This is a genomic window from Nitrosospira multiformis, from assembly GCF_900103165.1.
GTDB lineage: Bacteria > Pseudomonadota > Gammaproteobacteria > Burkholderiales > Nitrosomonadaceae > Nitrosospira > Nitrosospira multiformis_D.
Window position 1 is genome coordinate 2,739,762 of the sequence record NZ_FNKY01000001.1, and the last position, 23,114, is coordinate 2,762,875.

Consider the following 23,114-nt stretch of genomic DNA (forward strand, 5'->3'; position numbering starts at 1 on the left):
ATCCACGAGAGACACTTCAACGTAAACAGCAAAATTTTCCTTCTGCTCGTCCTGATGCTCCTGCTACCTTCGAGCTGGGCAAAAGAAGCTGCACCCGTAGCAGAGGATCCGGAGATCGAGCGGCGCATGATTCATTTATCTGAAGATCTGCGTTGCCTCGTCTGTCAGAACGAATCACTGGCGGGTTCACGGGCGGATTTTGCCAACGACCTGCGGCGTGAAATCCGGGAACAGATGAAAGCAAACAAGAGCGACAAGGAGATTATCGATTTCCTGGTCGCCCGTTATGGTGATTTTGTGCTTTATCGCCCGCCGGTTAAATCCACAACACTATTCTTATGGTTCGGTCCCTTTGTTTTTCTGTTAATAGGGGCGGTACTACTGGTTATTTATCTTAAACGCCGCGGCAGGCAGGTTGGGGACGCGGTGCTATCCGAACATCAGCGCGAACAGGCTGAAGCATTGCTAAAGGAAGGCAAGGGTAACAACGCATGACATCATTTTGGGTTGTAGCCGGCATTTTTATTGTCGGTGCTCTGCTGTTCGTACTTCCTACGTTGCTGAGAAAAAAAGATTATCAAGCTGGCGGGGGGCGCGACTCCACCAATATCAGTATCTATCGCGATCAGTTAGCCGATCTCGATAACGATTTACGCAGCGACATCCTGACACGTGAGCAATACGAGCAAAGCAAGCGGGAACTGCAGCAGCGAATGCTGGAAGACGTTCCCCAGGGAGGATCCGTGACAACTGCTACATTAGTGGGCGGCGGCAACCGTAATGTTGCAACCATAGCATTGGTGGTGCTGGCGATACCCCTGCTGGCGGTCTCACTTTATCTCTGGCTGGGCAATACGCGGGCGCTTACTCCGCAGCCCGCTGTCGAGCAGATGCCCATGCAGGGAATGACGGATGAAGGAGGTCATCAAAACTTTTCGGCGGTGCTGGATAACCTGACAGCGCGTCTCAAGGAGCAGCCGGATGATATGGAAGGCTGGGTCATGCTGGGAAGAACCTATGCAATGATGCAGCGCTTCCCTGAAGCGAAAAGCGCTTATGAGAAGGCGCTTGCCATGGTCCCGGATGATGCGGAACTATTAACCGATTATGCCGATATTGTCGCGATGACGAATAATGGCAGTCTGATGGGGCAACCTCAGGAACTGATCAATAAGGCATTGCGTCTCGATCCCAAGAATCCCAAGGCGCTGGCATTGGCGGGTACCGCCGAATTTGAGCAAAAAAGATTCAAGCAAGCGGCCGTATACTGGGAGCAATTACTGGTGCTCGTTCCGCCAGAGTCTGATTTGGCGCGATCTGTAAGCAATAGCATTGCCGAAGCGAAATCGCTGGCTTCAGGGAAAGGCAGCATCATGGCAAGAGCGCAGGATCAGGCGCCGGGCGGGCAGAATCCTCCTCCTGCCGGGAACAGGCCGGAGTCAGCCGCGGCTGCGGGGGCGGCCACAGCGGGTGGCGGCACACTTTCCGGTAACGTGACATTGAGTCCCGCCATGGCCGGCAAAGCGTCTCCCAATGACAGCCTGTATATTTTTGCTCGCGCCAAAGTGGGCCCGAGGGCGCCGCTGGCGACGCTGCGCCTGCAGGTCAAGGATTTACCAGCAACTTTCTCGCTGAACGACTCGATGGCCAGATCCGGTGTACAGCTATCCACCTTTGCCGATGAAGTGGTGGTAGGCGCCAGAATCTCAAAATCCGGATCTCCCATGCCGCAAAGTGGTGATCTGCAAGGCCTCAGCCAACCCGCCAGGGTGGGCGACAAGGGAATTAATGTGGTAATCGATCAAACGTTACCTTAAACCCGGATAATCCATTAGCGGTTCTTCGAGCACGCGAGTGCTGATGGTCAGTTTGCGGCTATTTCTGTCGCTTGCCCGGCATCCATAGACCCGGCTATGAATTTCTCCCGACCGGCAACGCTGTTTTGCAACCCACTTCGCCATCATCTCGCATTCTACTAGATTATCTAGGTTGAATAAGTCCCGAGTTTCTCAGCGGCGATCCACTGAGAAACTATCCATACGAAATCATCAGGCTGCATAAAGTGGAAGGCGCCAATAAGCAAAGCGCATTGCGCCGTATGCATGCCTATGAGTCGTTAAAAATGACGGGATAGCCGTCAGGCAAGGCGCGAAGAGGTACATAGTTTCCTATGCAACAACGAGCAACTCGGCGTGCCCGTGTCTAACGAACCCTTAAAAATGACGAGATAGCCAGCAGGCAAGGCGCGAAGAGGCGCATAGTTTTTCCTATGCAACGACAAGCAACTCGGCGTGCCCGTGTCTAACGAGCTCTTAAAAATGACGAGATAGCCGTCAGGCAAGGCACGAGGAGGCGCATAGTCTCCTATGCAACGACGAGCAACGCCGCATGGCGGCTATCTCGTCATTTTTAATTAGCGAAGCTGGTGATTGACCCAGAGGGCGGCGGTAAACAGCAGCAGCGCACCTGCTTGGTGAGCTGCCGCCAGCGGTAGCGGAACAACCAGCAGCAAAGTGGCAATGCCGAGGCTTATCTGCACTATCAGCATGATCAATAACAGATTGCAGGCAAGATGGGCCGAACCGGGAAGTGGTAGATTTTTCGATTTAAACCAGAAAATGGGAATCAGAGTCGCCAGCGTCCATGCGATCAGGCGATGATCGAATTGTACCGTCGCCATGTTATCGAAAAAATTGCGATACCATGGCTCCAGCATGAATATCTCCGGCGGAATGATGTGACCGTTCATCAACGGAAAGGTATTGTAAGCTCGTCCCGCATGGATGCCCGCGACGAATCCTCCTGACAAAACCATGATGAAGATGAGTGTGGTAAGCCCCAGGGAAAAGCGGTGTAAACCTCGCAATCTGATATTTCCATGCGATATATCAGCAGGAAGCAGTAGCTCTAACGCCACCCGGAACATTGCGGCATAAATAATGAATGCAAGTCCTAAATGAGCGGTCAGCCGGTATTGACTGACATGCGGGTTATCCACCAGACCGCTTTTTACCATATACCAGCCCATCGCGCCCTGCAGACCACCCAGCACGAAAATTCCTGTCAGTTTCAGGCCCAAGGGCCGATCAATGCCTTTCCGGGCGAGAAAATATACGAATGGAATAAAGAAGGCCAGTCCGATGACGCGCCCAAGCAACCGGTGAAAATACTCCCACCAGAAAATGCCCTTGAATTCTTCCAGGCTCATGCCGAGATTAATTTTTTTGTACTGAGGTGTCTGATGATATTTCTCGAAAAGCACCTCCCAATCACTTTGGCTGAGTGGAGGAATCGTACCGACGATGGGTTGCCATTCAACAATGGAAAGTCCCGAATGGGTAAGCCGTGTCACACCGCCGACAACCACCATGGCAAACACCAGCGCGCAGCAAGTCAACAACCAGATGCCAATGGATTTTTGCATGATAAAATAAATAATTCGCTATAAGCGGGAGTTGATGATTTATGGCAGACTTGAAACAAATCAGATCGCGGCTTTACGAGAGGATTATTTCGCGCGCATCAGACGCTGTTTGTCACGCATCCATTCTTTCTGTTTCTCGGATTCGCGCTTGTCATGCTGTTTCTTGCCTTTGGCCAACCCTATTTCGAGTTTGATTTTTCCGGCCTTATAGTGCATATCCAGCGGCACCAGAGTGTAGCCAGCACGCTCCGCCTTGCCAATGAGCCGCTTGATTTCATCCGCATGCAGCAGCAACTTGCGAGTGCGGACCGGGTCCGGGTTGATATGGGTGGATGCCGTCGGTAAAGGACTGATATGGCAGCCGATGAGAAACAATTCGCTGTTGCGGATTATGACGTACGCTTCCTTTATCTGCACCCGTCCCGCACGGATTGCTTTGACCTCCCAACCTTCAAAAACCACGCCGGTTTCATATTTTTCCTCGATAAAATAATCGTGAAAAGCTTTCTTATTCTGAACAATACTCATGTGGCAAGAAAAAGGGTGAGTTCCACGCGGGTTTCGTGTATTTTAACAGTTTCAATGCGGTCTCGGTGGATCATGGCAGTTTGTTTATCCTGAATCCCGGGCCGGATTTCGCCGTAAAGGCGAAGGTCAAGTATGCAACCGATCTTTGTGGACATAGCGCCGAGATGAAAAATGAGTGTGAAATGAGCGGTCAAACGCCGAATTCAGGTCTATCCCATGGCTGACATAGAAAAATCAGTTCTGGTCGGTTATTCCGCGAGCCAGATGTTCGCGCTGGTGGACGGGGTTGAAGCGTATCCCGATTTTCTACCGTGGTGCGGCGGTTCATCCGTGAGGCATCAGAGTGAAACCGTTACCCATGCGACGATCATGATCAATTATCACCATATCAAGCACAGCTTCACCACCGAGAATACCCGACACCCACCCGAATTGATTAACATAACACTGCTGGACGGACCCTTTCAAAACCTGGATGGCCACTGGCGTTTCATTCCCCTGTCGGAAGATGCCTGCAAGATAGAGTTTCGCCTACACTACACGTTCTCGCACATATTTCTGGAAAAGCTGGTAGGACCGGTATTCTTCATTATCGCCAACAGCTTTGTGGAAGCATTTATCGCACGGGCGGAAGTGGTTTATGGGCATTCATGAACGCACGATAGAGATTGAAGTCGTTTATGCGTTGCCGGACAATCAGTTTGTACGGCGGTTGAATCCGCCGGTTGGAATCACCGCGCGGCAGGCGGTGGAGCTTTCCGGCATCATCAACCTGTGTCCTGAAATTGATCTTTCACAAAACAAGCTGGGCGTATTTGGCAAATTGGTCAAACCCGATACAATTCTGCGTGATTGCGATCGTGTGGAAATCTACCGGCCATTGGCTGTCGATCCCGGAGAGGCGCGCAGGAAACGTAAGGAAGATTTCAAGGCAACGAAGAAAAATAGAGATACCGGCGTAGACGCACCCAGGAACGTCCCCCTGTGAATGGCGGATAGACAGAGACAATGCAAACCCTCCGATTCCAGCGCGTTATCCTGTCTCATGGCTTGCCACAATCCTGAATCCAGTAGTTGACCATTCATTCTCCAGCTCAGCGCTATGATCCGCAAAAATCTTCCTGTTCTTCGACTTCACCACAATGGTGAGTTTCCTGCAGGAGGAATTCGATCACGAGCCATCAAGATCAGGGTCCCCGCAGCCTCCGTGTTTCGCTATAATGCCGCTTTGTGAAGGATCAATATCATGCGATTGGTTGAAAAAGCTCTGACTTTTGATGATGTTTTGCTGCTTCCCGCCCACTCCGGGGTTTTGCCGCGCAATGTTAATTTAACCACCCGGCTCACCCGCGCAATTTCCCTCAACATTCCACTGGTTTCCGCCGCCATGGATACGGTAACCGACTCGCGGCTTGCCATTGCCCTCGCGCAGGAAGGTGGCATCGGCATCATCCACAAGAATATGCCTGCGGAAGATCAGGCAGCCCATGTAGCCAAAGTCAAACGCTTCGAAAGCGGTGTGGTGAAGGAACCGATCACCATTCCCCCGGACATGACCGTCCGCGAAGTGCTCAATCTCATCCACCGGTACAAGATATCCGGTTTGCCGGTGGTGGAAGGCTCGAAAGTCGTGGGTATCGTCACCAACCGGGATCTGCGCTTCGAAACCAATCTGGATCAACCCATCAAGAACATCATGACGCTGAAAGAGCGGCTGGTGACAGTCAAAGAAGGGACGACTCGTGAAGAAGCAATGGCGTTGCTGCATAAACACCGGCTGGAGAGAGTACTGGTGGTAAATGGCGATTTCGAGTTGTGCGGATTAATTACCGTGAAGGACATTATCAAAACTTCGGAACATCCCAGTGCGTGCAAGGATGATCTGGGCCGTTTACGCGTGGGGGCTGCGGTTGGAGTCGGCGAAGGCAGCGACGAACGCGCGGAAGCGTTGGCTGAAGCAGGCGTGGATGTGATCGTGGTGGATACGGCTCACGGTCATTCCCAGAGCGTACTTGAGCGGGTACAGTGGGTCAAGAAGCGCTTTCCTCAAATTCAGGTTATCGGCGGCAATATTGCCACTGCTGCTGCGGCCAAGGCGCTGGTCGATCACGGAGCCGACGGCGTAAAAGTTGGAATAGGTCCCGGCTCGATTTGTACCACGCGCATTGTCGCCGGTGTGGGCGTACCGCAAATCACCGCGATCAAGAACGTATCGGACGCATTGAACAACACCGGCGTGCCGCTGATTGCCGATGGAGGCATCCGCTATTCCGGCGATATCGCTAAGGCCATCGCCGCCGGCGCCAGTTCCGTAATGCTGGGTGGATTGTTTGCCGGCACCGAAGAGTCTCCCGGAGAAATTGAACTCTTCCAGGGGCGATCTTATAAAACCTATCGCGGTATGGGCTCGCTTTCCGCCATGCAGCAAGGTTCCAGTGACCGCTATTTCCAGGAAGCCGGACAAGACACTGAGAAACTGGTGCCCGAAGGCGTGGAAGGCCGTGTACCTTTCAAGGGCAGCGTAATCGCCGTGATCCATCAGCTCATAGGCGGTATACGCTCGGGCATGGGTTATCTCGGCTGTGGAACCATTGACGAAATGCACGCCAAAGCCGAGTTCATTGAAATCACCTCCGCCGGTATCCGCGAATCTCATGTTCATAACGTCCAGATCACCAAGGAGGCGCCAAATTATCACGTGGAATAGTTAAAAAGCCGCCATGCCGCGTTGCTGGGTCGTTGATCGCATAGGAATCGCTACGCGCGTCCTTCGCCTTGCCTGACGCCAATTGAGTCATTTTTAACGTTTTCCTCGTGGTTTTGCCTGTTTGAAGTTACGATTTAAGGATTTCTGACGCACCCCGATGCATCAAAAAATACTCATCCTCGACTTTGGTTCCCAATATACCCAGTTGATCGCCCGCCGCGTCCGGGAAACCAACGTTTATTGCGAAGTTCATCCCTGCGACGTCAGCTCGCAATTCATCCATGACTTTGCAGCGCAAGGCATTATTCTTTCCGGTGGTCCGAATTCCGTTGCGGAGGATGAAACACCGCGCGCCCCGCAAGCTGTCTTCGACTTGGGTATCCCGGTACTGGGAATTTGCTACGGCATGCAGGTGATGGCTGCGCAGCTGGGCGGCGCGGTTGAAACTTCAAAAGTACGGGAATTTGGCTATGCTGAGGTACGTGCGGAAAATCGAACCGCACTGATGCGTGATATTCACGATCGTACCGATGCGGAAGGCAAACCGGTTCTGGATGTGTGGATGAGTCATGGCGACAAGGTAACGGCGCTTCCTCCCGGTTTCAAGGTGATGATCAGCAATGCCGCCACGCCGAATGCCGCCATAGCGGATGAGGCACGCAAGTTCTATGGCATGCAATTTCATCCCGAGGTCACCCACACCCTGCAAGGCAAGGCCATCATCGAGCGGTTTGTACATGAAATTTGCGGGGCCGGTTACGACTGGAATATGCCCGATTTCATGGAAGAAGCGATCGGCAGGATTCGCTCGGAAGTGGGCACGGATGAAGTGATTCTGGGTCTATCCGGCGGTGTGGATTCATCGGTCGCGGCGGCGCTTATTCATCGCGCAATCGGAGAACAGCTTACCTGCGTATTTGTGGACAATGGTTTGCTGCGATTAAACGAGGCGAAGCAGGTAATGGACACCTTTAGCAGGAACCTGGGTGTCAAAGTCATTCACGTCGACGCCGGCAAAGAATTTCTCGGTCACTTGCAAGGCGTTGCCGATCCCGAACAAAAACGTCGTATTATCGGCCGGGAGTTTGTCGAAGTATTTCAGCGCGAAGCCGCCAGGATCGCCAACGCCCGCTGGCTTGCCCAGGGAACGATCTACCCGGACGTGATTGAATCCGCTGGTGGTAAGACAAAAAAAGCTCATACCATCAAATCCCATCATAACGTCGGCGGCCTGCCCGATACATTGCATTTGAAGTTGCTGGAACCCCTGCGTGAACTGTTCAAGGATGAAGTACGTGAACTTGGCCTGACGCTGGGACTCCCGCACGATATGGTATACCGTCACCCTTTTCCGGGTCCTGGCCTGGGCGTTCGCATTCTTGGCGAGGTCAAGTACGAATATGCCGAGTTGCTGCGGCGTGCCGACGCGATTTTTATCGAAGAATTACGTGCTTCGGGCTGGTATGAAAAAGCCTCGCAAGCCTTTGCCGTCTTCCTGCCGGTAAAATCAGTCGGGGTGATGGGCGATGGACGCACCTATGATTACGTGGTGGCATTAAGAGCGGTCAAAACAGAAGACTTTATGACGGCCCACTGGGTGGAGCTCCCCTATACCCTGCTGGCCAGGATTTCTAATCGTATTGTCAACGAGGTTCGCGGCATCAATCGCGTCGTATACGATATCTCCGGCAAACCACCTGCGACGATTGAATGGGAATAAATTTGCATCATTCACTGTTTCTCGGCAAGCTTATCGATAAAAATATTAGGCCCATGGTTTAACCTTACGTAAACCGGTTCTATCAATGAAGATAATTGCTACATCTGTCACTTTTCTGCCTCTCCTGCTTCTCGGCGAACCAGTGCTGGCGGAAGGAGGAAAGCAGTCAGAGAAGTTAAATACGTCAACCGTGAATTCAGCCGCGCAGATTGTCCAGCCTCACAATTCTGACATTAGGGTTAAAGTTGAGAATGATGGTGAACAAATCATTGTGAAGGCAACTTTTACTGTTCCGGCTGCGCCTCAGCAAGTCTGGGCGGTGCTGACCGACTTCGATAACATATCCAACTTTATTTCCAGCATCCAGTCCAGCAAAGTGGTCGGAAGATCGGGCGATGATATACATGTCTCCCAGCACGCGATAGAAAAATATGCCTTTCTAACGATTTCGCTTGAATCAGTACGAAAAATTAATTTGACCCCTTTCAAGAAAATCCATGAACGCATGATTAGCGGCAGCATGCGCAAAATGGAAGAAACGACACAACTATTGCCAGAGGGAAATCACACGCGTATTGTTTATCATGCGGAGATTATTCCTGATGTCTGGATTCTGCGGTTTATAGGACCCCACTTCATCGAGAACGAAGCGCGAAAGCAATTCCAGGAAATATCCAACGAAATAATCAGAAGAAAACAACTGGCAGTCACCACTGGATAGTACTCCAGTAAGCAAAGTCGCTCAGATCACGCCAAAACTCTCCTGCATAAAGCCACAACCAAGAATCTGCCGACGCGCACCAACTCCCTTATGCGTCAGCGTCACCAGATTGATAATGTTGCGATAGGAAGTTGTTTTCCTCTCAATTCTTTTCTCACCCCGGAAATGCGGAGCACGCCAGAGAGAGCGGTGATCTCTGATCCTTCACAGGGGTTTGCGTCCACTAATGATTCTAAGTAACACCACCACGATGGCGATCACCAACAGAATATGGATGAAACCACCCATGGTGTAAGAACTCACCAACCCAAGCAGCCATAAAATGATCAGAACGACAGCGATGGTATAGAGCATGATATTCTCCTTTCATGTTTAACCTGTTTATCAACGTTCCTGACACTCATCCGGATTGTAGGACATACCGCCATTCAAGAATTACCTGCGGATAGGGTCCCGGTTCTATTTTTCTCGCTCGGCATCGGCCTTGGCAGCGGCTTCCGCAGCTTTTGCATCTTTAAGGCAAATCCCTTTTGCGTCGCCGGCCCGATCGTCACACCGTTCTTTAGCGGTCGCGTAATCCGCCTCCGCCCTGGCGATACGGGCTTTATAGCGATTTTCCCTGGAAGGTTCATACTGAGCTTCAAGATCGGCTTCCGCGACCTCTTCTCCACCTTTCGCTTCAACTCGGCAAATATCCTTCGCATTCGCGGCGAGGGAATCACAATGCGCCTTTTGGGCCTTGTATTCGCGTTCTATGCGCTCCTTTTCCGCTTTGTACGCATCCTTGGACATGTGCTGCCCCGCCATCGTGCCGAAACTGAATACCAAGCCCGAGATTATCGCGATGACTTTGAATTTATCCATGATTTCCTTAACTTATAATTCTAATACCATTATGCGGCATGTCGCATTTCGCCACATGCCGCACCACTTTATTTAGGAGGATAGATATCCTTCTGGTTTTTCTCCCAGGTGGAAATTTGCTTTTCCGCCTCCTCCTTTGTAACCCCATACGATTCCTGAATCTTCCCCGCGAGCTGATCCCGTTTGCCTGCAATCACATCGAGATGATCGTCGGTTAGCTTGCCCCACTGCTCCTTGACTTTACCCTTGAATTGTTTCCAGTTGCCTTCTACTTGATCCCAGTTCATTTTTAACTCCTTTCATATGGATAATAGGACATGCAATTTCATTACGGTTTCTTTGATGCTCATTTCCAGCTACTTATTTACTTCTTGATGCTCAGTTCATTAATCACATTCTTCACGCCCTCGACTCCACGCGCGATCGCCGTTGCCTGGTCGATCTGAGTCTGATTGTCCACAAAACCGCTAAGCTGGACCTCACCGTCGCGCGTCACTGCGGCAATATCAAAGCTCTTAATACTCTCATCGGCAAGCAGCGCGGCTTTTACCTTGGCAGTAATGACGGCATCATCTATTTTGTCGCCTATCGTCGTCGTGGTAATCTTTAAGTTCATCTTATTGTCCACGTTTTTGACACCCTCGACTCCACGGGCGACCGTAATGGCCCGATCGATCTGAGCCTGGTTATCCACAAAACCACTAAGTTGAACCTCGCCTTTGCGTGTCTCGACCTTGATATCAAAACTCTTGACATCCTCATTGGCCAGTAGCGCCGATTTCACCTTGGTGGTGATGGTGCTGTCATCGATTTCCGTCCCTACTGTGGTTTTAGCCTCGGGCTTAGGCGCCTCAGGCGGCGCCGCTTTCTCCCCGCTTTTTCCACATCCGGCAATAGATAGCGCGCCGATGAGTGTGATGGTCAGAACGAGTAATCTATTTTTGGTATTCATGCTTTTTTTCTCCAAAGTTGATTGAAATTGGAACTGTTAAAAGTACTCTCAGCCTGCCGGACTTGAGAAATCGAAGCGAGAAAGCGCCCGGATGGAAACAGATTCTGATGATGCTGCGGGCTGATAGTTAATTCTATTAGCCAAAAAAGCGACGAAATACAAACCGGCCAGTTACTTTTACAGCCGATCTCATTCAAGTCCGGCAGGCTGCCACAGGCATACTCTGCTCCACGGGTGCAATCATCCCTTTTTGACTCTAACTGATCAGTGCGGTGACACACACAATCAGGAAAATACTAAAAATGGAGCTTAACCAGGCAAATAGAACAACTGCCAGAATTGCACACAAAACGATCGACGGGAGTGGTGCGACTTGAGAGTCGAGACTTGGGGCTCGAGATGGATTGGGGATTAATTCGGTTGATAAATCACATACAAAGTGAAGACGCCGGTCTGAAGCACTGATGCCTCTTCCCGGCGTGTGATGTGTGACTCTGCGAAAGCAAGACTTAGCTGCTGGAATATCAGGCTGGATTTTTCACGGGGCAGGTAGCCCGGAAGGCCTAAAGGGGAATGGAAATGAATTCCGGATCGCCCAGCTATCAGCGCCCGTCACCATGCCTTGCGCCGAATTCATTATTCGCTCGACCCGGTTCCATGATGGCACGCCGCCCAAGCTCGCCTTATTTGGCTTGTATCTGATCAAAAACGCCGCCATGGGCAAAATGCCTGCTTTCCGCCAGATTCCAACCGCCAAAAACCTCGTCAACGGTAAATAGATCCATTGATGGGAGTTGCGTCGCGTATTTTGCGGCTATCCTTTCATCGCGTGGGCGATAGTGGTGTTTACCCGCGATATCCTGAGCTTTGGCGGTATAGAGATAATCGATATACGCTCGAGCCACGTCGCGCTCACCATCGGTGGCCGCATTGTCCACAATACTGACTGTGGGTTCGGCCATGATCGACATGGACGGAGCGACTACCTCAAACTTGTCGCCACCATGGTCCCTGACAACCCGATGAGCTTCGTTTTCCCACACCAGCAGCACGTCGCCGATGCCACGCTCAACAAAGTTTGTCATCGCGTTACGGGTCCCGGCGTCCCCTGCTTTGACATTGGCAAACAATTTCCTGACAAATTCAAGTGCGCTTGCTTCATTGCCACCGGGTTGCTGGAGCGCATAACCCCATGCCGCCAGATAATTCCAGCGAGCGTCGCTTGAAGTTTTTGGATTGGGGGTAATCACTTCGACCCCCTGCTGTACGAGATCGTCCCAATCTTTTAGTTGCTTGGGGTTGCCTTTACGCACCAGGAACACAATGGTCGAAGTATAGGGCGAGCTTTGCGGCGAAGATCCCTGCCAATCGGGCAAAGTGAATCGGGTATTCTTTTTGAGTGCCTCAGCATCATAAGATAAGGCAAGTGTAACGACACCAAGCCCATTCATCACGGCACGTACGGGCACGCCGGATCCACCGTGTGCCTGTTTGACCGTAACAGCGACACCGGACCGCGCTTTCCAGTGCCTGACAAATGCCTCGTTGAAATCCTCGTACATTTCCCACGCGGGATCAGCCTTGCTGCTATAGGAATGCAGGGCGGCGGCGGCAACTCCTAAACTAAGCAGAATTACGAGGAGCGCAAAAATAAAATGGGAGCGATATAAACTCATTTTCATTTCCTCCAGAGTAATTACCAGAAAGAAAATCTAGCATTTGTTTATTTCACAGGTGTTGCATAAAGATGAAGAAATTGAGTAATCGGTCGCCCATCGGTCACCCTTTACTCGGCTGCCTACAGTCCCCCAATCCAATCTAGGGCCTGTTAACACTTATTTCGCACCCGCGTTGCTACACAAAAAACGCGGAGGCAAGGCGCGAAGCTTGGCCATAGTAGGCCTATGGCCAAGCTTCGTAACGCGGCATCCGCGTTTTTTGTGCGCAACCCGAAGGGACGGGACGGATTTCATCCAGCCCTTCGTTACTCGCCGCTTACGGAGGCCTGCTCCGCCGCGCGGCTCATGCCTCGTGCTGGATGAAATCCGTCGCCGTCGCGGGTGCAAAATAAGTGTTAACAGGCCCTAGGAGTGCACCGGAAAATTGAATTTGGAAATAAATGGCAATCCACACGCCTCTACGTATAGAATTTTGCGTTGATGAAACCAGCGAATGGAGCAGAATCCCGGTGAACATAAAAAGCTTTACCAAATTTTCCAATGTTGCCCTCGCCTTGCTGCTTATTGGAACCGGGGCACTGGTATTTCATTCGCTGAGCATTCAACAAGAAATTTATAGTAACGAGCGGCATCGATTCCGTGCGGTTCTGCTTGCTGATGAGCTCCTTCAAAGCTCGGAAGACCTCACTAATATGGCGCGCTATTACGTGGTAACCGGGGACCCCAAATATGAGCAATTTTTTTTCCAGATCCTCGATATCCGCGAGGGTAGGCGGCCACGCCCTCTGAATTATTCCGCTCCTTATTCGCACCTGCTGATTGCGGGCGAAATATCTGTTATGGAGGAAGGTGACAAGATTCCATTGCTTGAGCTCATGCGCCGGGAGGGTTTCAGCAACGAGGAATTCACCCTGTTGCGGGAATCCAAGGAGAGATCGGACCAACTGGCTCTTCTCGAAAAAGAGGCATTCGCGGCCATGAAAGGCCTGTATGACGATGGACAGGGTAATTTTACGGTACACCGTGCGCCGGATCGGGAATTTGCCATGAATTTGTTATTTGGCGAACGCTATGTCGACAAAAAAGCCGCCATTATGGCGCCGATCCAGAAATTCCTGGATTTATTCAATGAACGCATGCAGACTGAATCGAACGTTGGCTCCGCCCGGCTCGAGCGCCAGATCATGTTTGAAATGGTGCTCATTTTCATTACGCTGCTTGCTACGGCGGTGATCATTTTTTATACACGTCTCGGGATATTGCAGCCGTTGGCTGAGCTCGGCCGTCAGGTGGCCGGGATCACGCGCGGCATTCGCCCCAGCCGTCATGGCGGAAGTGTAAGCAATGAAGTGGCGGCCCTTGGCGAGGCATTGGTTCTGGCGGACGCGGAGAAGAGACAACTGCTTGAGAATGAACGGTTAGCCAGGAATGAAGCCGAGCGGGCCAGTCAACTGAAGGACGAATTTCTGGCAACTCTCTCTCATGAACTTAGAACCCCGCTCAACGCGATTCTGGGATGGTCCCAACTCATTTTGAGCGGAAACATGAAAAAAGAGGATATTCATCGGGGCTTGGAAACCATAGAACGGAACGCTCGCGCACAAAACAAGCTCATTGAGGATCTCCTCGAAATGAGTAGTATTATTTCTGGAAAGGTCAGACTCGACATGCAGCAATTGGACGCCGCCGCGCTGGTCGAGGCGGCGGTCGAGTCGGTGAATCCGACGGTACAGGCCAAGGGAATCATTCTGCAAAAAAACATCGACCGGCACATCGGCCCAGTCTCGGGTGATTCCAACCGGCTTCAGCAGATCTTCTGGAACCTCCTTTCCAATGCAATAAAATTTACCCCTAAGGGTGGAAAAATTGAAGTTGTGGTTGAACAGATAGGTTCTTTTCTCGAAGTCAGGATCAACGATTCAGGTCTGGGCATTTCACCCGATTTTATGCCCTATGTTTTTGACCGCTTCCGGCAAGCCGATGCTTCACTGACCCGGCAGTATGGCGGTCTCGGTCTGGGTCTTGCCATCGTTAAGCAACTGGTGGAGCTTCATGGTGGAACGGTTCGAGCGGAAAGCGCCGGAATGGGTAAAGGAGCATCATTTATCACAAACCTGCCGCTGGCAACCACTAGTGATAAGCGGAAAAACGAGCCATCGCCGCTGACACGGGATGCCTTCGAAGGCGATCATTCCGTGCTCTCTGGAGTAAAAGTGCTGGTGATTGACGATGAACTGGACGCACGTGAGCTTATCAAGGGAATACTCACTCACTATCAGGCCAGTGTGACCACCGCCGCGACCGCAATACAAGGACTCATGCTTTTACAGACCGGCAAACCCGATGTGATTATTAGCGACATTGGCATGCCGGAGAAAAATGGATATCAGTTCATTCGAGACGTGAGAAATCTTTCCGGTGAAAACGGTGGCGAGACACCGGCTATCGCGCTTACGGCATTCGCCCGTCCGGAAGACAAAATCAGCGCGATAAATGCCGGTTATCAAGGCCACCTCACCAAACCGGTGGAGCCGCGGGAACTCGTCGCCGCAATAATCGGCCTGGTTGAACGGCAATGAAAGCCGCCACCACCCATTGATCCCCGCCATAGCGTATTCCCTGTTTTATAATTATGCTGAACAAATAATAGGGATGTAACCTGCTGGAAGTCTCTCTGAAGCTTTATCGAGACATCTCCCAAGACCGGCTTGATAGTCATTTCAAGCTCCTGCCTTCACCATAAATATAGATCTAATTTCTCTCGCAGTTCCTGCATCAATTAGATTTATGTCATATTATGACATATGGAAATCCTTTGCTCTTTTCCCTTCCATTTTGGTTACAAGCTTTCTGGTATTGATTATGCGACATATTGCCGCATGCGTCAATTTGTCACATGCGGCAATTTGACACACGCGACAATATGCCACATTGATTTATCGATATGAATAATAAATACTCGGCTGCATCGGTTTTGCTGATCAACCTGGCCGATGCAGCATTTGTTTCCACTTTATCAAACCATATCAATCGAGAGACTTTGTATGAAAAAATCACTTAAATACGCACTTTTCGTGGCTGGAATGACTTCCCTGCCCGCGATGGCCCACATCGGCTATACCGGCCGCAATTTCGGCACCTTTGACGACACTTACGCCATGTCCACCCGGTCGGACCAGGCGGTGACGGGTAACTACGGCTGGATCGACGGAACAGATGCCGACTACGGCGATGCGCATAAAACACTCGCGTACCGGTTTACATTGCTTGACCCCACCGACGTGACGCTCTCATTCCAGCAGGCAACTTCTCAAGTCACCGACCATAGCGGCAATGTCTCCACTTCGCAACTCGGACTGATGCCTGGTTTCTCGCTCTTTCAGGGACTTGCACACGTTGCCCCGATGGGGGCGGATTATGATTCTTCGGACATATCCAAGGCCAACCGGCCTGATTATTCTGAAGGCTCATTCAGAGCACTGAACGACTGGAAAATCGGTAACGCCCCGGATACCGTCAATGGCATACCTGCCGCCTTGAGTTTCTTCAAATATATCGGTCATGCCTATGACGGTACAGGCTTTGGCTCGGATGGCACAGCGGACGGTATGGTGTCGCATACTTTCATGAACCTGGCACCCGGTGATTACTCGGTATTCCTGGGGGGAGCGGACTATCTGTCTCAGGACATCTCCAACCCAAATCTTCTGAATAAATATGGTGTTACCGGCACCTTGGTAGCCGGTGTGGTACCCGAACCTGAAACCTACGCCATGCTCCTGGCGGGACTGGGGTTGATGGGCGCTATGGTACGCCGGCGTAAATCACGTGGGAATACCTAGGCAATGCCTGTAGCGCCTAAACAATTTCCGCTTCCCTCGTCCATCTATCCCGATGTTACGAGTTTATTCCAAGGAGAAATTAATCATGAATAGATTCAAGAAACGCCTGAGGCTGGCTGTCGCAAGTTCTGTGGCAGGCTCCCTGCTCGCCCTTGCGCCTGTGACTCACGCGGCGCCCAATACTTTTGATGACAACACATTCGGAGTGGCTTACGGTGTTTCAAACGGGGGGAGCAATCCCTTCTTTCCGATTTTTCAAGCCGATGCCACAGGCAGCGCGAGCTCCGTTGAGGTTGCCAATGCGTCTGGCTGGACCGTGGATACCATGGGTAACACCTTATCACTCACCTGGAACAAGGCTGCCGAATTCATGAATTCCGGCAGCCCCGCATTTATCGGCTTCAAGATCACCGATACCGGCAACCACTTGGCCGATTTCCTGGGTGCTTCAGTCACGAATACGACTTACACCCCTTCAACCTATGGCAATCTGGTGGAAGGATTTGACCAAGCCCATGTAACATTCGACGCAAATAATATTTATGTCAACCTGAACACAGCCATGTGGCATGCCGCCCCCATGGCCAGCATGGGTGATCCCTTGCGTGATCACATTGCGTTGTCCGTGAACTTTCAATCGGCACCTCCCATTCCCGAACCGGAAACTTATGCCATGTTGTTGGCAGGCCTGGGTCTGATGGGCGCTATCGTCAGGAGGCACCAACGCAGTCTTGGCAATCATGGCGAATAAACCGGCATAAACCATCGTTGACAACAAAGGCCGCTCCCAACCGGGCGGCCTTTGTTTGTCATGCCGTACTGGCACTTTTATGCGCCTGTTTGTATCTCGTTAATCCGACCGCAAGTTTATTACATCCCATTGACAAACTTCTTTACACATTTATTCCTCAGATGGCAGGCGTTTGCTTTTGCCTGGCCGTTTCTTGCCATTCTGGCGGGCGAGGCGACGGGACAAGAAGTCCTGCGCGAAATCAATGTAACCTCCAATCGGGCGGTAAAGGAGCCCCTGGTAGAGAGCGAATCCCTTAAATGGATCAAGCGTCCAAGCAGCGATGCGGGCGAGTATCTGCAACAAAAACCTGAATTCTCCTCCACCAGGATCGGCGGCACGGCGGGGACCGTATTCCTGCGTGGCCTCGGTGGCCCCCGTTTGGGAATTGTCATGAATGATAGTTTGGAAGAAGCCGGGGCCAATCACGGTACGGACCCCGGTACTTCCTATATCCAGCCTGATGCCCACGATCATATAACCGTGGTGAAGGGACCGAATAGCGTGCTCTATGGCTCCAGCATGGGGGGCCTGGTGATATTCAACGAAACGCCCAAGAAATTCGACAAACCTGGCGTACGTGTCCGGGCGGTTGGAGGGATGGGCAGCTTTGGCCGCCGCGATTTGACAATGGATGCCACGGTGGGGGCTCCGCTGGTTCAGTTACGGGGCGTTGTCAACTTTACCCGGGGCGACAATTACAAAGATGGTTCAGGCAGGGAAGTTTTCTCCTTTTTCAAGCGGGATTCCAACAAGCTGATCGCCACGTTCACGCCGACTTCGAACGTTACCGCTGAACTCAGCGCGGAGCAAGGTGATGCCCAGGTCGCATTCCCGGCTTTTTCCCTGATGGGGGACGGCATTCACTTCAAGCGGCAAATCCTCGGAAGCCGCTTCACGGTAGCAAATATCACCAATAAATTCCGAAAACTGGAGGTGCAGTTCTTCGACCGGGACCTCGATCACCTGATGGACAATTTTACTCTCAGGCCGGTAACGGTCCAAGTACTTAATCCGGATCCGCCGGGCCCATTAATCACCAATACCAATCGCAGAACCCTGAGGCAGAAGTTTCGAGGGCGATCGGCAAGGATTGCGGCTACATTTGATTTGAATGCCGCAACCGAGGTCATTATCGGATACGAACACAGGGACAACAAATATGCCGGCAACAATCAAACAGTCGGAACCCTTTGCATCATCACGACCTGTACCACCAACGACATTTTTTCTCCTTTCTATGATTTGCATACGATCAGTAATTCGATGTTCTCCGAAGCTACACACCTCGTTAATGCTACGACCACGCTTAAATTTGGCGTGCGCCGGGAGTATTTTCATACGCGGGCGGGAGACTTGTTTACTTTTCTGGGAGCTCCCCTCGATACCTCGAATGGCCAACGTGATGATACGCCTACCAGCACGTTCATCCGTCTTGAAAAAGAGATGCTGCCCGCTACGGTCGCCTTTATCGCTCTGGCTAACGGCGAGCGCCCGGCCAGTAATCTCGAACGCGCCAGCTTCAACGGATTCAATCTAAAAAAAGAAAAGAACCGTGAAATAAATATCGGTTTGAGTGTGGATCGTCCCACCTGGCAAGCGTCGGTTACCGCATTCGGCAGCCGTATCAACGACTATATTCTGATTAATCAGGGTGTCATCTCAGCCAATGTGGACGTTGATCGCGTTGGCGCTGAAGTCGATCTGGTGAAGCAGATAACACCCAACTGGAGACTATTCGGTAACCTTGCCTGGATCAGGGCTGAGAATCTTACCGGCCACGGCCACGGCTCCGTCCCCCTGGCCCAGACACCGCCGCTGGATAGCAGATTCGGTGCAATATTCCAGCAAGGAACATTCTCCCTCACATTAGGGGGACGTGTCGTAATGAAACAGGATCGTATCGATCCGGGTTTCGGAAATTCGCTCGGTATTGACAATCCGACCACCACACCGGGGTTTGAAACAGCCAACGTCTCGATGTCCTGGAAACCGCAGAAATACGTTCAGTTAAGCATGGGCGTCGAAAATATCTTCAACCGCACCTATTTTGAACACCTCAGCCGCAGAATGGGGGACATACCACCGGGATTTGTGAATCTTGGACGGGTCTATGAACCGGGACGCGCGGCGTGGTTCAGGATAGTCTTCAATATGTAAGCTGGCAACATAACGTCCGGGAGGTGCGACAAATTGTCGCGCGGCAATATGTCACATTCCCAAACAGATTTTTCCTCCTTACACTCCATATCACTGTCACCGTCCTAATTTTTGCCGGATCGAAACCGTTGATCTACAGCATGCATGTCACAGCCGCACTAATCGGGTTAGCGATAGCAACCGTTTCGTGCGAGGCAGCGCAACCCCCCGTTGCCAAAATGCGTGTCATTGAAAACCCTGCCGCGGCCGGTGCGCAGTTTCCTCGTCTCGCATCGCTTCCCGATGGCGGGATATTGATGAGCTGGGTGGAGCCGGCTGGCAAGGATCATATTCTCAAATATGGCTTGTTACGCGATGGAAAATGGATACGCCAGGGCGAGGTCGCGCGCGGCGGAGACTGGTTTATCAATTGGAGCGATTTCCCATCTGTCGTAGCCATCGACAAGTCATTCTGGGTAGCGCATTGGCTGGTCAAACATAAAGGCGGCCGTACTTACGACTATGATATCGCAACATCCATTTCCAATGATTCCGGCGTAACCTGGAGCACTCCCAAATCACCGCATCGCGATGGATCTGCCGCCGAGCACGGTTTTGCCGTCATTTTTCCGGTGCATGGCGACGCCGGTATTATCTGGCTGGATGGACGTGATCGCCTTGTGAAGCAAGATGGCGGCAAGCATAAGGGAAAATCCGGTAATTTTGCCTTGCGCTATACGCGCATTCATCGTGATGGTGGCATGGATAAGGAGCAGGTAATTGACGATAGCACCTGCACCTGCTGTTGGCCGACTGTGGCTGTGACACCGGCAGGCCCGGTGGCCGCCTGGCGCGGCCGCACCGATAACGAGATCCGCGATCATCGGGTAGCGCGTTTGCACCATGGCAAATGGACAAAACCGGTACCGCTGCATGGAGACGGCTGGGAAATTGCCGGGTGCCCGGTCAATGGCCCGATGCTGGCAGCACGTGGAATGCAAGTCGCGGCGGTCTGGTTTACCGCTGCGGACGATCATCCGCGCATACGCGCCGCATTCTCCACGGATGGCGGACAGAGTTTTGGCCAGCCCGTTGAGGTGGATAAGGCAGATCCATTCGGACGTGTGGGTGTCGCATGGAGCGATGATTACACCGCGGTCGTTTCGTGGATCACTACGGCGAACGCAGGCACCAGAAAACCCGGCCTGGCACTACGCAAACTGCATGCCGATGGCTCGGCGGATCCGATCCAGCATCTCGGGGCGATCAGTGGCGGACGCGACACCGGCGTCCCGCAACTCGCTGCGTACGGGCAGGGTTTCGTCATGGCCTGGACGGGGGCAGCGCCAGATCACGGCATTGAGACAACATTTATTCCAGATGGCTCGGCTGGCCCGGTTCCTTTGCGCCGTTGATTCTCCCTTACTTACCTCCCTCCGCCCAGACGCGCCGCTACACTACAGGAATACGCGGAAACGTATGGACAAAGGAAAAAGTCCGGTGCGAAATAAATCGCTACCGGACCAGGGGTATCCTTCAGGGGAGGGCAAGAAGGGATACCCATGAGTATTCTCCTCTATTTCAGAAAATTCTCTGTTCGCTGTCCCACATAGAATAAAACAAATAAGCAATCAGCTTATTATTCCCACATCACATTACAGTTTTTTTTTGCCGCCGCGGTGAGCAATTCGATCAGAGGCAACGCCCGGTATTCGAAACGCACAGCCTGATCGTCCCGTTCCTCGCCTTGAACATTGTCAGCCGATTCCGGCGTAGCGGCGGGCGTCGATTTTTCTGCCTCAATTGCGCGTTTCAAGCGATCAAGCGCGACCGGGACATCCTCGGCCAGTATTGCGCCAGGCACCGTCCCGCTGTGCCCCATCATCTTCAGCAGGCGCTGTGCAACATCACCAAACAAGGTAATGTCGGCGTAGGCGTCGCATTTGAATGTTGTCAGCATAAAACGTCCCGGCAAAAATTGTGGGAAATGAACGGGTGATCAAGACTGTATGGGAAAAGCGCTATGTTGCCCACGGCATACAAAGGTTCCATCGCGCCAGCCTCCCGGCCTTCACACCGCATACTCAAGCTTGCGTCGCCTGTTGCATGCAATACCCAGAACAAACAGGCCAGCCACGAACATGGCCATCATTTCAGGTTCCGGCACGGCGCTGGCGAAAGCCGATGCGAGAATCGAATGCCCATGGGTCGTAGGATGAAAAGTATCCCAATAAAGGAAGCTGTCCGGATTGACACAAAGCCCGGAATCCGTCACGCAGGCATTTTGCACATCGGCGAGGCCGTAATTGGCCGGATTCGCGATAACGCCGTTCACGAAAGTATAAGTATCGAATTGAAATATATTGGCATCGGGAAATTGCGAGCTTACGTTCCCCAGCTGGCTTGCCAGTTCATTATTGAACACAATGGAAAACATGTGCGCATCCGCCTTTGCCGGATCCCCAAGGGCGGCGACAGAGGGCGTGATGCTCAAGTCCGGAAGATTTGGAATTAGAAAATTTCTCGCACCCGCCCCTGCCAGCACGCTTACATATCCCGCAATATTCTGGGCGGCAAGCTGGGACGCTTCAACTGTAGTCAAGTCTTTGTGCGACAGATAGTCATTTGCTCCTCCCCACAAGAAATACAACGCGTTGGGATCGGCACTGCGATTCGAATCACTTATGTATTGCCCCACTTCGTGGTTCATCCCCGGCAGGGGAAGTATGCCCGGAACAGGAATAGGAATAGGACCTGGAAGAAGGTTTCCCTTCTCGATTGCAGTGCCTCCATCGCCGTAGTTTCCGATACCCGAGGTGGCCCCTGCCACGGCATAGCTGCGAAAATTCGCAGTACCACTACTTGCCGCTCCCGGAAAGAGAGCATCCGCCAGATACTCCGTGGCAACTTTCCCATTGGAAACGCGTCCGTCAGCATAAGGAGGACAGGGGAAAAAACAATTGTCCAATAATCTTTTATAGAGGCTCAGCTCGGCATACTGACTATTTCCCGCGTCCGAGAGGCTGTCGCCGAATGCATACAAACCGCTGAAAGGCGTCGCGCCAACGTTGCCCCCCGCCAATAGCAAGGCAAAAAACGCGGCAAAAGACCCTTTTACGCTCATGATCAATCTCCTTCGCTAATTTGATAACAGAAATCCCGCTCCGCTGATGGCAGTTATTGATTCATGCTAATAAGGGAACTCGATTAGTCACGGTTTTTGATCAACAAACCTATCAAGACACCCAGTCCGATTGCCAGTCCAACCGTCCGCCAGGCATTTTCATGTACATATTCATCGGTTATCCGTGCCGCAGTCCGTGATTTATCAACGACGGAATCTTCAAAATCCTGCAGATATTCCTTGGCATGCGTCAAGTTCTCTTCGATTTTGTCACGCAAAACCTGAGCTTTGCCTCCGCTCTCGCTGCTTACGGATCTCATCAATTCCTCGGTATCGTTAATTACCGAATGAAAATCTTCAATAAGCTTTTCTTTGCTTTCTCTGGCGGTATATTTTCCCATTGCATCCTCCATAAAAAAAAACAGTATAGCATCAGCGAAACTTCCCACCAACGCCCGGCCAGGCGCCATTGTCATACCGCCGGACAAGATCGGAGCCGCCGCCCAAGAGTCTCATACTCTCTTTGTTTCCGCAAATCCGGTCTGTCTGGCACCGCACATACGGTACCTGAATTTCGGTGTAGCCTGCATCATCGAGTTCATTCCCCACTTCTGTCAACCATCT

General features: G+C 51.9%; 22 protein-coding genes. 12 read left to right on the forward strand and 10 right to left on the reverse strand.

Going from position 1 to position 23,114, the window contains the following annotated elements; all coding sequences use genetic code 11:
* Positions 1 to 54 precede the first annotated feature (54 nt).
* Together BLR00_RS12385 and ccmI are read left to right on the forward strand one after the other, a co-directional pair.
* Positions 55 to 495, forward strand: coding sequence for a cytochrome c-type biogenesis protein (locus BLR00_RS12385; RefSeq protein WP_074634298.1), 441 nt, complete (start codon positions 55 to 57; stop codon positions 493 to 495).
* Positions 492 to 1,817 carry a c-type cytochrome biogenesis protein CcmI gene (gene ccmI / locus BLR00_RS12390; RefSeq protein ID WP_074633082.1) on the forward strand — a complete coding sequence of 442 codons (1,326 nt, stop codon included), beginning with the start codon at positions 492 to 494 and terminating at the stop codon, positions 1,815 to 1,817. Before BLR00_RS12385 ends, ccmI begins: the two co-directional genes overlap by 4 nt.
* Positions 1,818 to 2,413: 596 nt before the next feature.
* Here the strand turns inward: ccmI and BLR00_RS12395 are convergent.
* Together BLR00_RS12395 and smpB are read right to left on the reverse strand one after the other, a co-directional pair.
* Complete coding sequence (locus BLR00_RS12395; RefSeq protein WP_074633084.1) at positions 2,414 to 3,424, reverse strand: COX15/CtaA family protein; 1,011 nt, start codon at positions 3,422 to 3,424, stop codon at positions 2,414 to 2,416.
* An 84-nt stretch (positions 3,425 to 3,508) separates the two neighbouring features.
* Entirely contained in the window at positions 3,509 to 3,952 is a 444-nt protein-coding gene (gene smpB, locus BLR00_RS12400) for an SsrA-binding protein SmpB (RefSeq protein ID WP_074633087.1), read from the reverse strand.
* 216 nt (positions 3,953 to 4,168) lie between these two features.
* Here smpB and BLR00_RS12410 point away from each other — a divergent pair, with 216 nt between their 5' ends.
* From BLR00_RS12410 to BLR00_RS12430, 5 genes are all read left to right on the forward strand, one after another.
* Complete coding sequence (locus tag BLR00_RS12410) at positions 4,169 to 4,606, forward strand: type II toxin-antitoxin system RatA family toxin (RefSeq protein ID WP_074633092.1); 438 nt, start codon at positions 4,169 to 4,171, stop codon at positions 4,604 to 4,606.
* Positions 4,593 to 4,940 carry an RnfH family protein gene (locus BLR00_RS12415; RefSeq protein WP_074633094.1) on the forward strand — a complete coding sequence of 116 codons (348 nt, stop codon included), beginning with the start codon at positions 4,593 to 4,595 and terminating at the stop codon, positions 4,938 to 4,940. Before BLR00_RS12410 ends, BLR00_RS12415 begins: the two co-directional genes overlap by 14 nt.
* 258 nt (positions 4,941 to 5,198) lie before the next feature.
* The gene (guaB, locus tag BLR00_RS12420) at positions 5,199 to 6,659 is read left to right on the forward strand and encodes an IMP dehydrogenase (RefSeq protein ID WP_074633096.1); all 1,461 of its coding nucleotides are present in this window, start codon (positions 5,199 to 5,201) and stop codon (positions 6,657 to 6,659) included.
* A 157-nt stretch (positions 6,660 to 6,816) separates the two neighbouring features.
* Entirely contained in the window at positions 6,817 to 8,379 is a 1,563-nt protein-coding gene (gene guaA / locus BLR00_RS12425) for a glutamine-hydrolyzing GMP synthase (protein WP_074633099.1), read from the forward strand.
* 85 nt (positions 8,380 to 8,464) lie between these two features.
* Positions 8,465 to 9,100, forward strand: coding sequence for an SRPBCC family protein (locus tag BLR00_RS12430; protein ID WP_081346758.1), 636 nt, complete (start codon positions 8,465 to 8,467; stop codon positions 9,098 to 9,100).
* A gap of 204 nt (positions 9,101 to 9,304) precedes the next feature.
* Here BLR00_RS12430 and BLR00_RS16465 read toward each other — a convergent pair whose 3' ends face one another.
* The 5 genes from BLR00_RS16465 to BLR00_RS12450 all read right to left on the reverse strand — a co-directional run bounded on the left by BLR00_RS16465 (position 9,305) and on the right by BLR00_RS12450 (position 12,592).
* Positions 9,305 to 9,454, reverse strand: coding sequence for a lmo0937 family membrane protein (locus BLR00_RS16465; protein ID WP_107797715.1), 150 nt, complete (start codon positions 9,452 to 9,454; stop codon positions 9,305 to 9,307).
* A gap of 105 nt (positions 9,455 to 9,559) precedes the next feature.
* Entirely contained in the window at positions 9,560 to 9,964 is a 405-nt protein-coding gene (locus BLR00_RS12435; protein WP_074633102.1) for a hypothetical protein, read from the reverse strand.
* 68 nt (positions 9,965 to 10,032) lie between these two features.
* Entirely contained in the window at positions 10,033 to 10,251 is a 219-nt protein-coding gene (locus BLR00_RS12440) for a CsbD family protein (protein ID WP_074633105.1), read from the reverse strand.
* Positions 10,252 to 10,328: 77 nt separating this feature from the next.
* The gene (locus BLR00_RS12445) at positions 10,329 to 10,916 is read right to left on the reverse strand and encodes a BON domain-containing protein (RefSeq protein WP_074633107.1); all 588 of its coding nucleotides are present in this window, start codon (positions 10,914 to 10,916) and stop codon (positions 10,329 to 10,331) included.
* A 683-nt stretch (positions 10,917 to 11,599) separates the two neighbouring features.
* The gene (locus tag BLR00_RS12450; RefSeq protein WP_107797718.1) at positions 11,600 to 12,592 is read right to left on the reverse strand and encodes a sulfate ABC transporter substrate-binding protein; all 993 of its coding nucleotides are present in this window, start codon (positions 12,590 to 12,592) and stop codon (positions 11,600 to 11,602) included.
* A gap of 512 nt (positions 12,593 to 13,104) precedes the next feature.
* Here BLR00_RS12450 and BLR00_RS12455 point away from each other — a divergent pair.
* From BLR00_RS12455 to BLR00_RS12475, 5 genes are all read left to right on the forward strand, one after another.
* Positions 13,105 to 15,174: a hybrid sensor histidine kinase/response regulator gene (locus BLR00_RS12455; protein ID WP_074634300.1), complete on the forward strand. Its 2,070-nt coding sequence runs from the start codon at positions 13,105 to 13,107 to the stop codon at positions 15,172 to 15,174.
* Positions 15,175 to 15,639: 465 nt separating this feature from the next.
* Positions 15,640 to 16,437 carry a PEP-CTERM sorting domain-containing protein gene (locus BLR00_RS12460; RefSeq protein WP_074633112.1) on the forward strand — a complete coding sequence of 266 codons (798 nt, stop codon included), beginning with the start codon at positions 15,640 to 15,642 and terminating at the stop codon, positions 16,435 to 16,437.
* A gap of 85 nt (positions 16,438 to 16,522) precedes the next feature.
* The gene (locus tag BLR00_RS12465) at positions 16,523 to 17,188 is read left to right on the forward strand and encodes a PEP-CTERM sorting domain-containing protein (protein WP_218124332.1); all 666 of its coding nucleotides are present in this window, start codon (positions 16,523 to 16,525) and stop codon (positions 17,186 to 17,188) included.
* 129 nt (positions 17,189 to 17,317) lie between these two features.
* Complete coding sequence (locus BLR00_RS12470) at positions 17,318 to 19,387, forward strand: TonB-dependent receptor domain-containing protein (RefSeq protein WP_074633113.1); 2,070 nt, start codon at positions 17,318 to 17,320, stop codon at positions 19,385 to 19,387.
* A gap of 140 nt (positions 19,388 to 19,527) precedes the next feature.
* A complete protein-coding gene (locus BLR00_RS12475; protein ID WP_074633115.1) occupies positions 19,528 to 20,781 on the forward strand; it encodes a hypothetical protein in 1,254 nt (417 codons plus the stop codon).
* Between the two features lie 224 nt (positions 20,782 to 21,005).
* Here BLR00_RS12475 and BLR00_RS12480 read toward each other — a convergent pair whose 3' ends face one another.
* The 3 genes from BLR00_RS12480 to BLR00_RS12490 all read right to left on the reverse strand — a co-directional run bounded on the left by BLR00_RS12480 (position 21,006) and on the right by BLR00_RS12490 (position 22,891).
* Positions 21,006 to 21,326, reverse strand: a complete 321-nt coding sequence (locus BLR00_RS12480) for a DUF1840 domain-containing protein (RefSeq protein ID WP_074633118.1) — start codon at positions 21,324 to 21,326, stop codon at positions 21,006 to 21,008.
* A 111-nt stretch (positions 21,327 to 21,437) separates the two neighbouring features.
* Positions 21,438 to 22,490: an SGNH/GDSL hydrolase family protein gene (locus BLR00_RS12485; RefSeq protein WP_074633121.1), complete on the reverse strand. Its 1,053-nt coding sequence runs from the start codon at positions 22,488 to 22,490 to the stop codon at positions 21,438 to 21,440.
* Between the two features lie 83 nt (positions 22,491 to 22,573).
* Complete coding sequence (locus BLR00_RS12490; RefSeq protein ID WP_081346872.1) at positions 22,574 to 22,891, reverse strand: ElaB/YgaM/YqjD family protein; 318 nt, start codon at positions 22,889 to 22,891, stop codon at positions 22,574 to 22,576.
* Positions 22,892 to 23,114: the final 223 nt, after the last annotated feature.

Bases quoted from the DNA above. Each gene is read 5' to 3' on its own strand.
- BLR00_RS12385 (WP_074634298.1), top strand. From the start codon at position 55: ATGCTCCTGCTACCTTCGAGCTGGGCAAAAGAAGCTGCACCCGTAGCA.
- ccmI (WP_074633082.1), top strand. From the start codon at position 492: ATGACATCATTTTGGGTTGTAGCCGGCATTTTTATTGTCGGTGCTCTG.
- BLR00_RS12395 (WP_074633084.1), bottom strand. From the start codon at position 3,424: ATGCAAAAATCCATTGGCATCTGGTTGTTGACTTGCTGCGCGCTGGTG.
- smpB (WP_074633087.1), bottom strand. From the start codon at position 3,952: ATGAGTATTGTTCAGAATAAGAAAGCTTTTCACGATTATTTTATCGAG.
- BLR00_RS12410 (WP_074633092.1), top strand. From the start codon at position 4,169: ATGGCTGACATAGAAAAATCAGTTCTGGTCGGTTATTCCGCGAGCCAG.
- BLR00_RS12415 (WP_074633094.1), top strand. From the start codon at position 4,593: ATGGGCATTCATGAACGCACGATAGAGATTGAAGTCGTTTATGCGTTG.
- guaB (WP_074633096.1), top strand. From the start codon at position 5,199: ATGCGATTGGTTGAAAAAGCTCTGACTTTTGATGATGTTTTGCTGCTT.
- guaA (WP_074633099.1), top strand. From the start codon at position 6,817: ATGCATCAAAAAATACTCATCCTCGACTTTGGTTCCCAATATACCCAG.
- BLR00_RS12430 (WP_081346758.1), top strand. From the start codon at position 8,465: ATGAAGATAATTGCTACATCTGTCACTTTTCTGCCTCTCCTGCTTCTC.
- BLR00_RS16465 (WP_107797715.1), bottom strand. From the start codon at position 9,454: ATGCTCTATACCATCGCTGTCGTTCTGATCATTTTATGGCTGCTTGGG.
- BLR00_RS12435 (WP_074633102.1), bottom strand. From the start codon at position 9,964: ATGGATAAATTCAAAGTCATCGCGATAATCTCGGGCTTGGTATTCAGT.
- BLR00_RS12440 (WP_074633105.1), bottom strand. From the start codon at position 10,251: ATGAACTGGGATCAAGTAGAAGGCAACTGGAAACAATTCAAGGGTAAA.
- BLR00_RS12445 (WP_074633107.1), bottom strand. From the start codon at position 10,916: ATGAATACCAAAAATAGATTACTCGTTCTGACCATCACACTCATCGGC.
- BLR00_RS12450 (WP_107797718.1), bottom strand. From the start codon at position 12,592: ATGAGTTTATATCGCTCCCATTTTATTTTTGCGCTCCTCGTAATTCTG.
- BLR00_RS12460 (WP_074633112.1), top strand. From the start codon at position 15,640: ATGAAAAAATCACTTAAATACGCACTTTTCGTGGCTGGAATGACTTCC.
- BLR00_RS12465 (WP_218124332.1), top strand. From the start codon at position 16,523: ATGAATAGATTCAAGAAACGCCTGAGGCTGGCTGTCGCAAGTTCTGTG.
- BLR00_RS12475 (WP_074633115.1), top strand. From the start codon at position 19,528: ATGCATGTCACAGCCGCACTAATCGGGTTAGCGATAGCAACCGTTTCG.
- BLR00_RS12480 (WP_074633118.1), bottom strand. From the start codon at position 21,326: ATGCTGACAACATTCAAATGCGACGCCTACGCCGACATTACCTTGTTT.
- BLR00_RS12485 (WP_074633121.1), bottom strand. From the start codon at position 22,490: ATGAGCGTAAAAGGGTCTTTTGCCGCGTTTTTTGCCTTGCTATTGGCG.
- BLR00_RS12490 (WP_081346872.1), bottom strand. From the start codon at position 22,891: ATGGGAAAATATACCGCCAGAGAAAGCAAAGAAAAGCTTATTGAAGAT.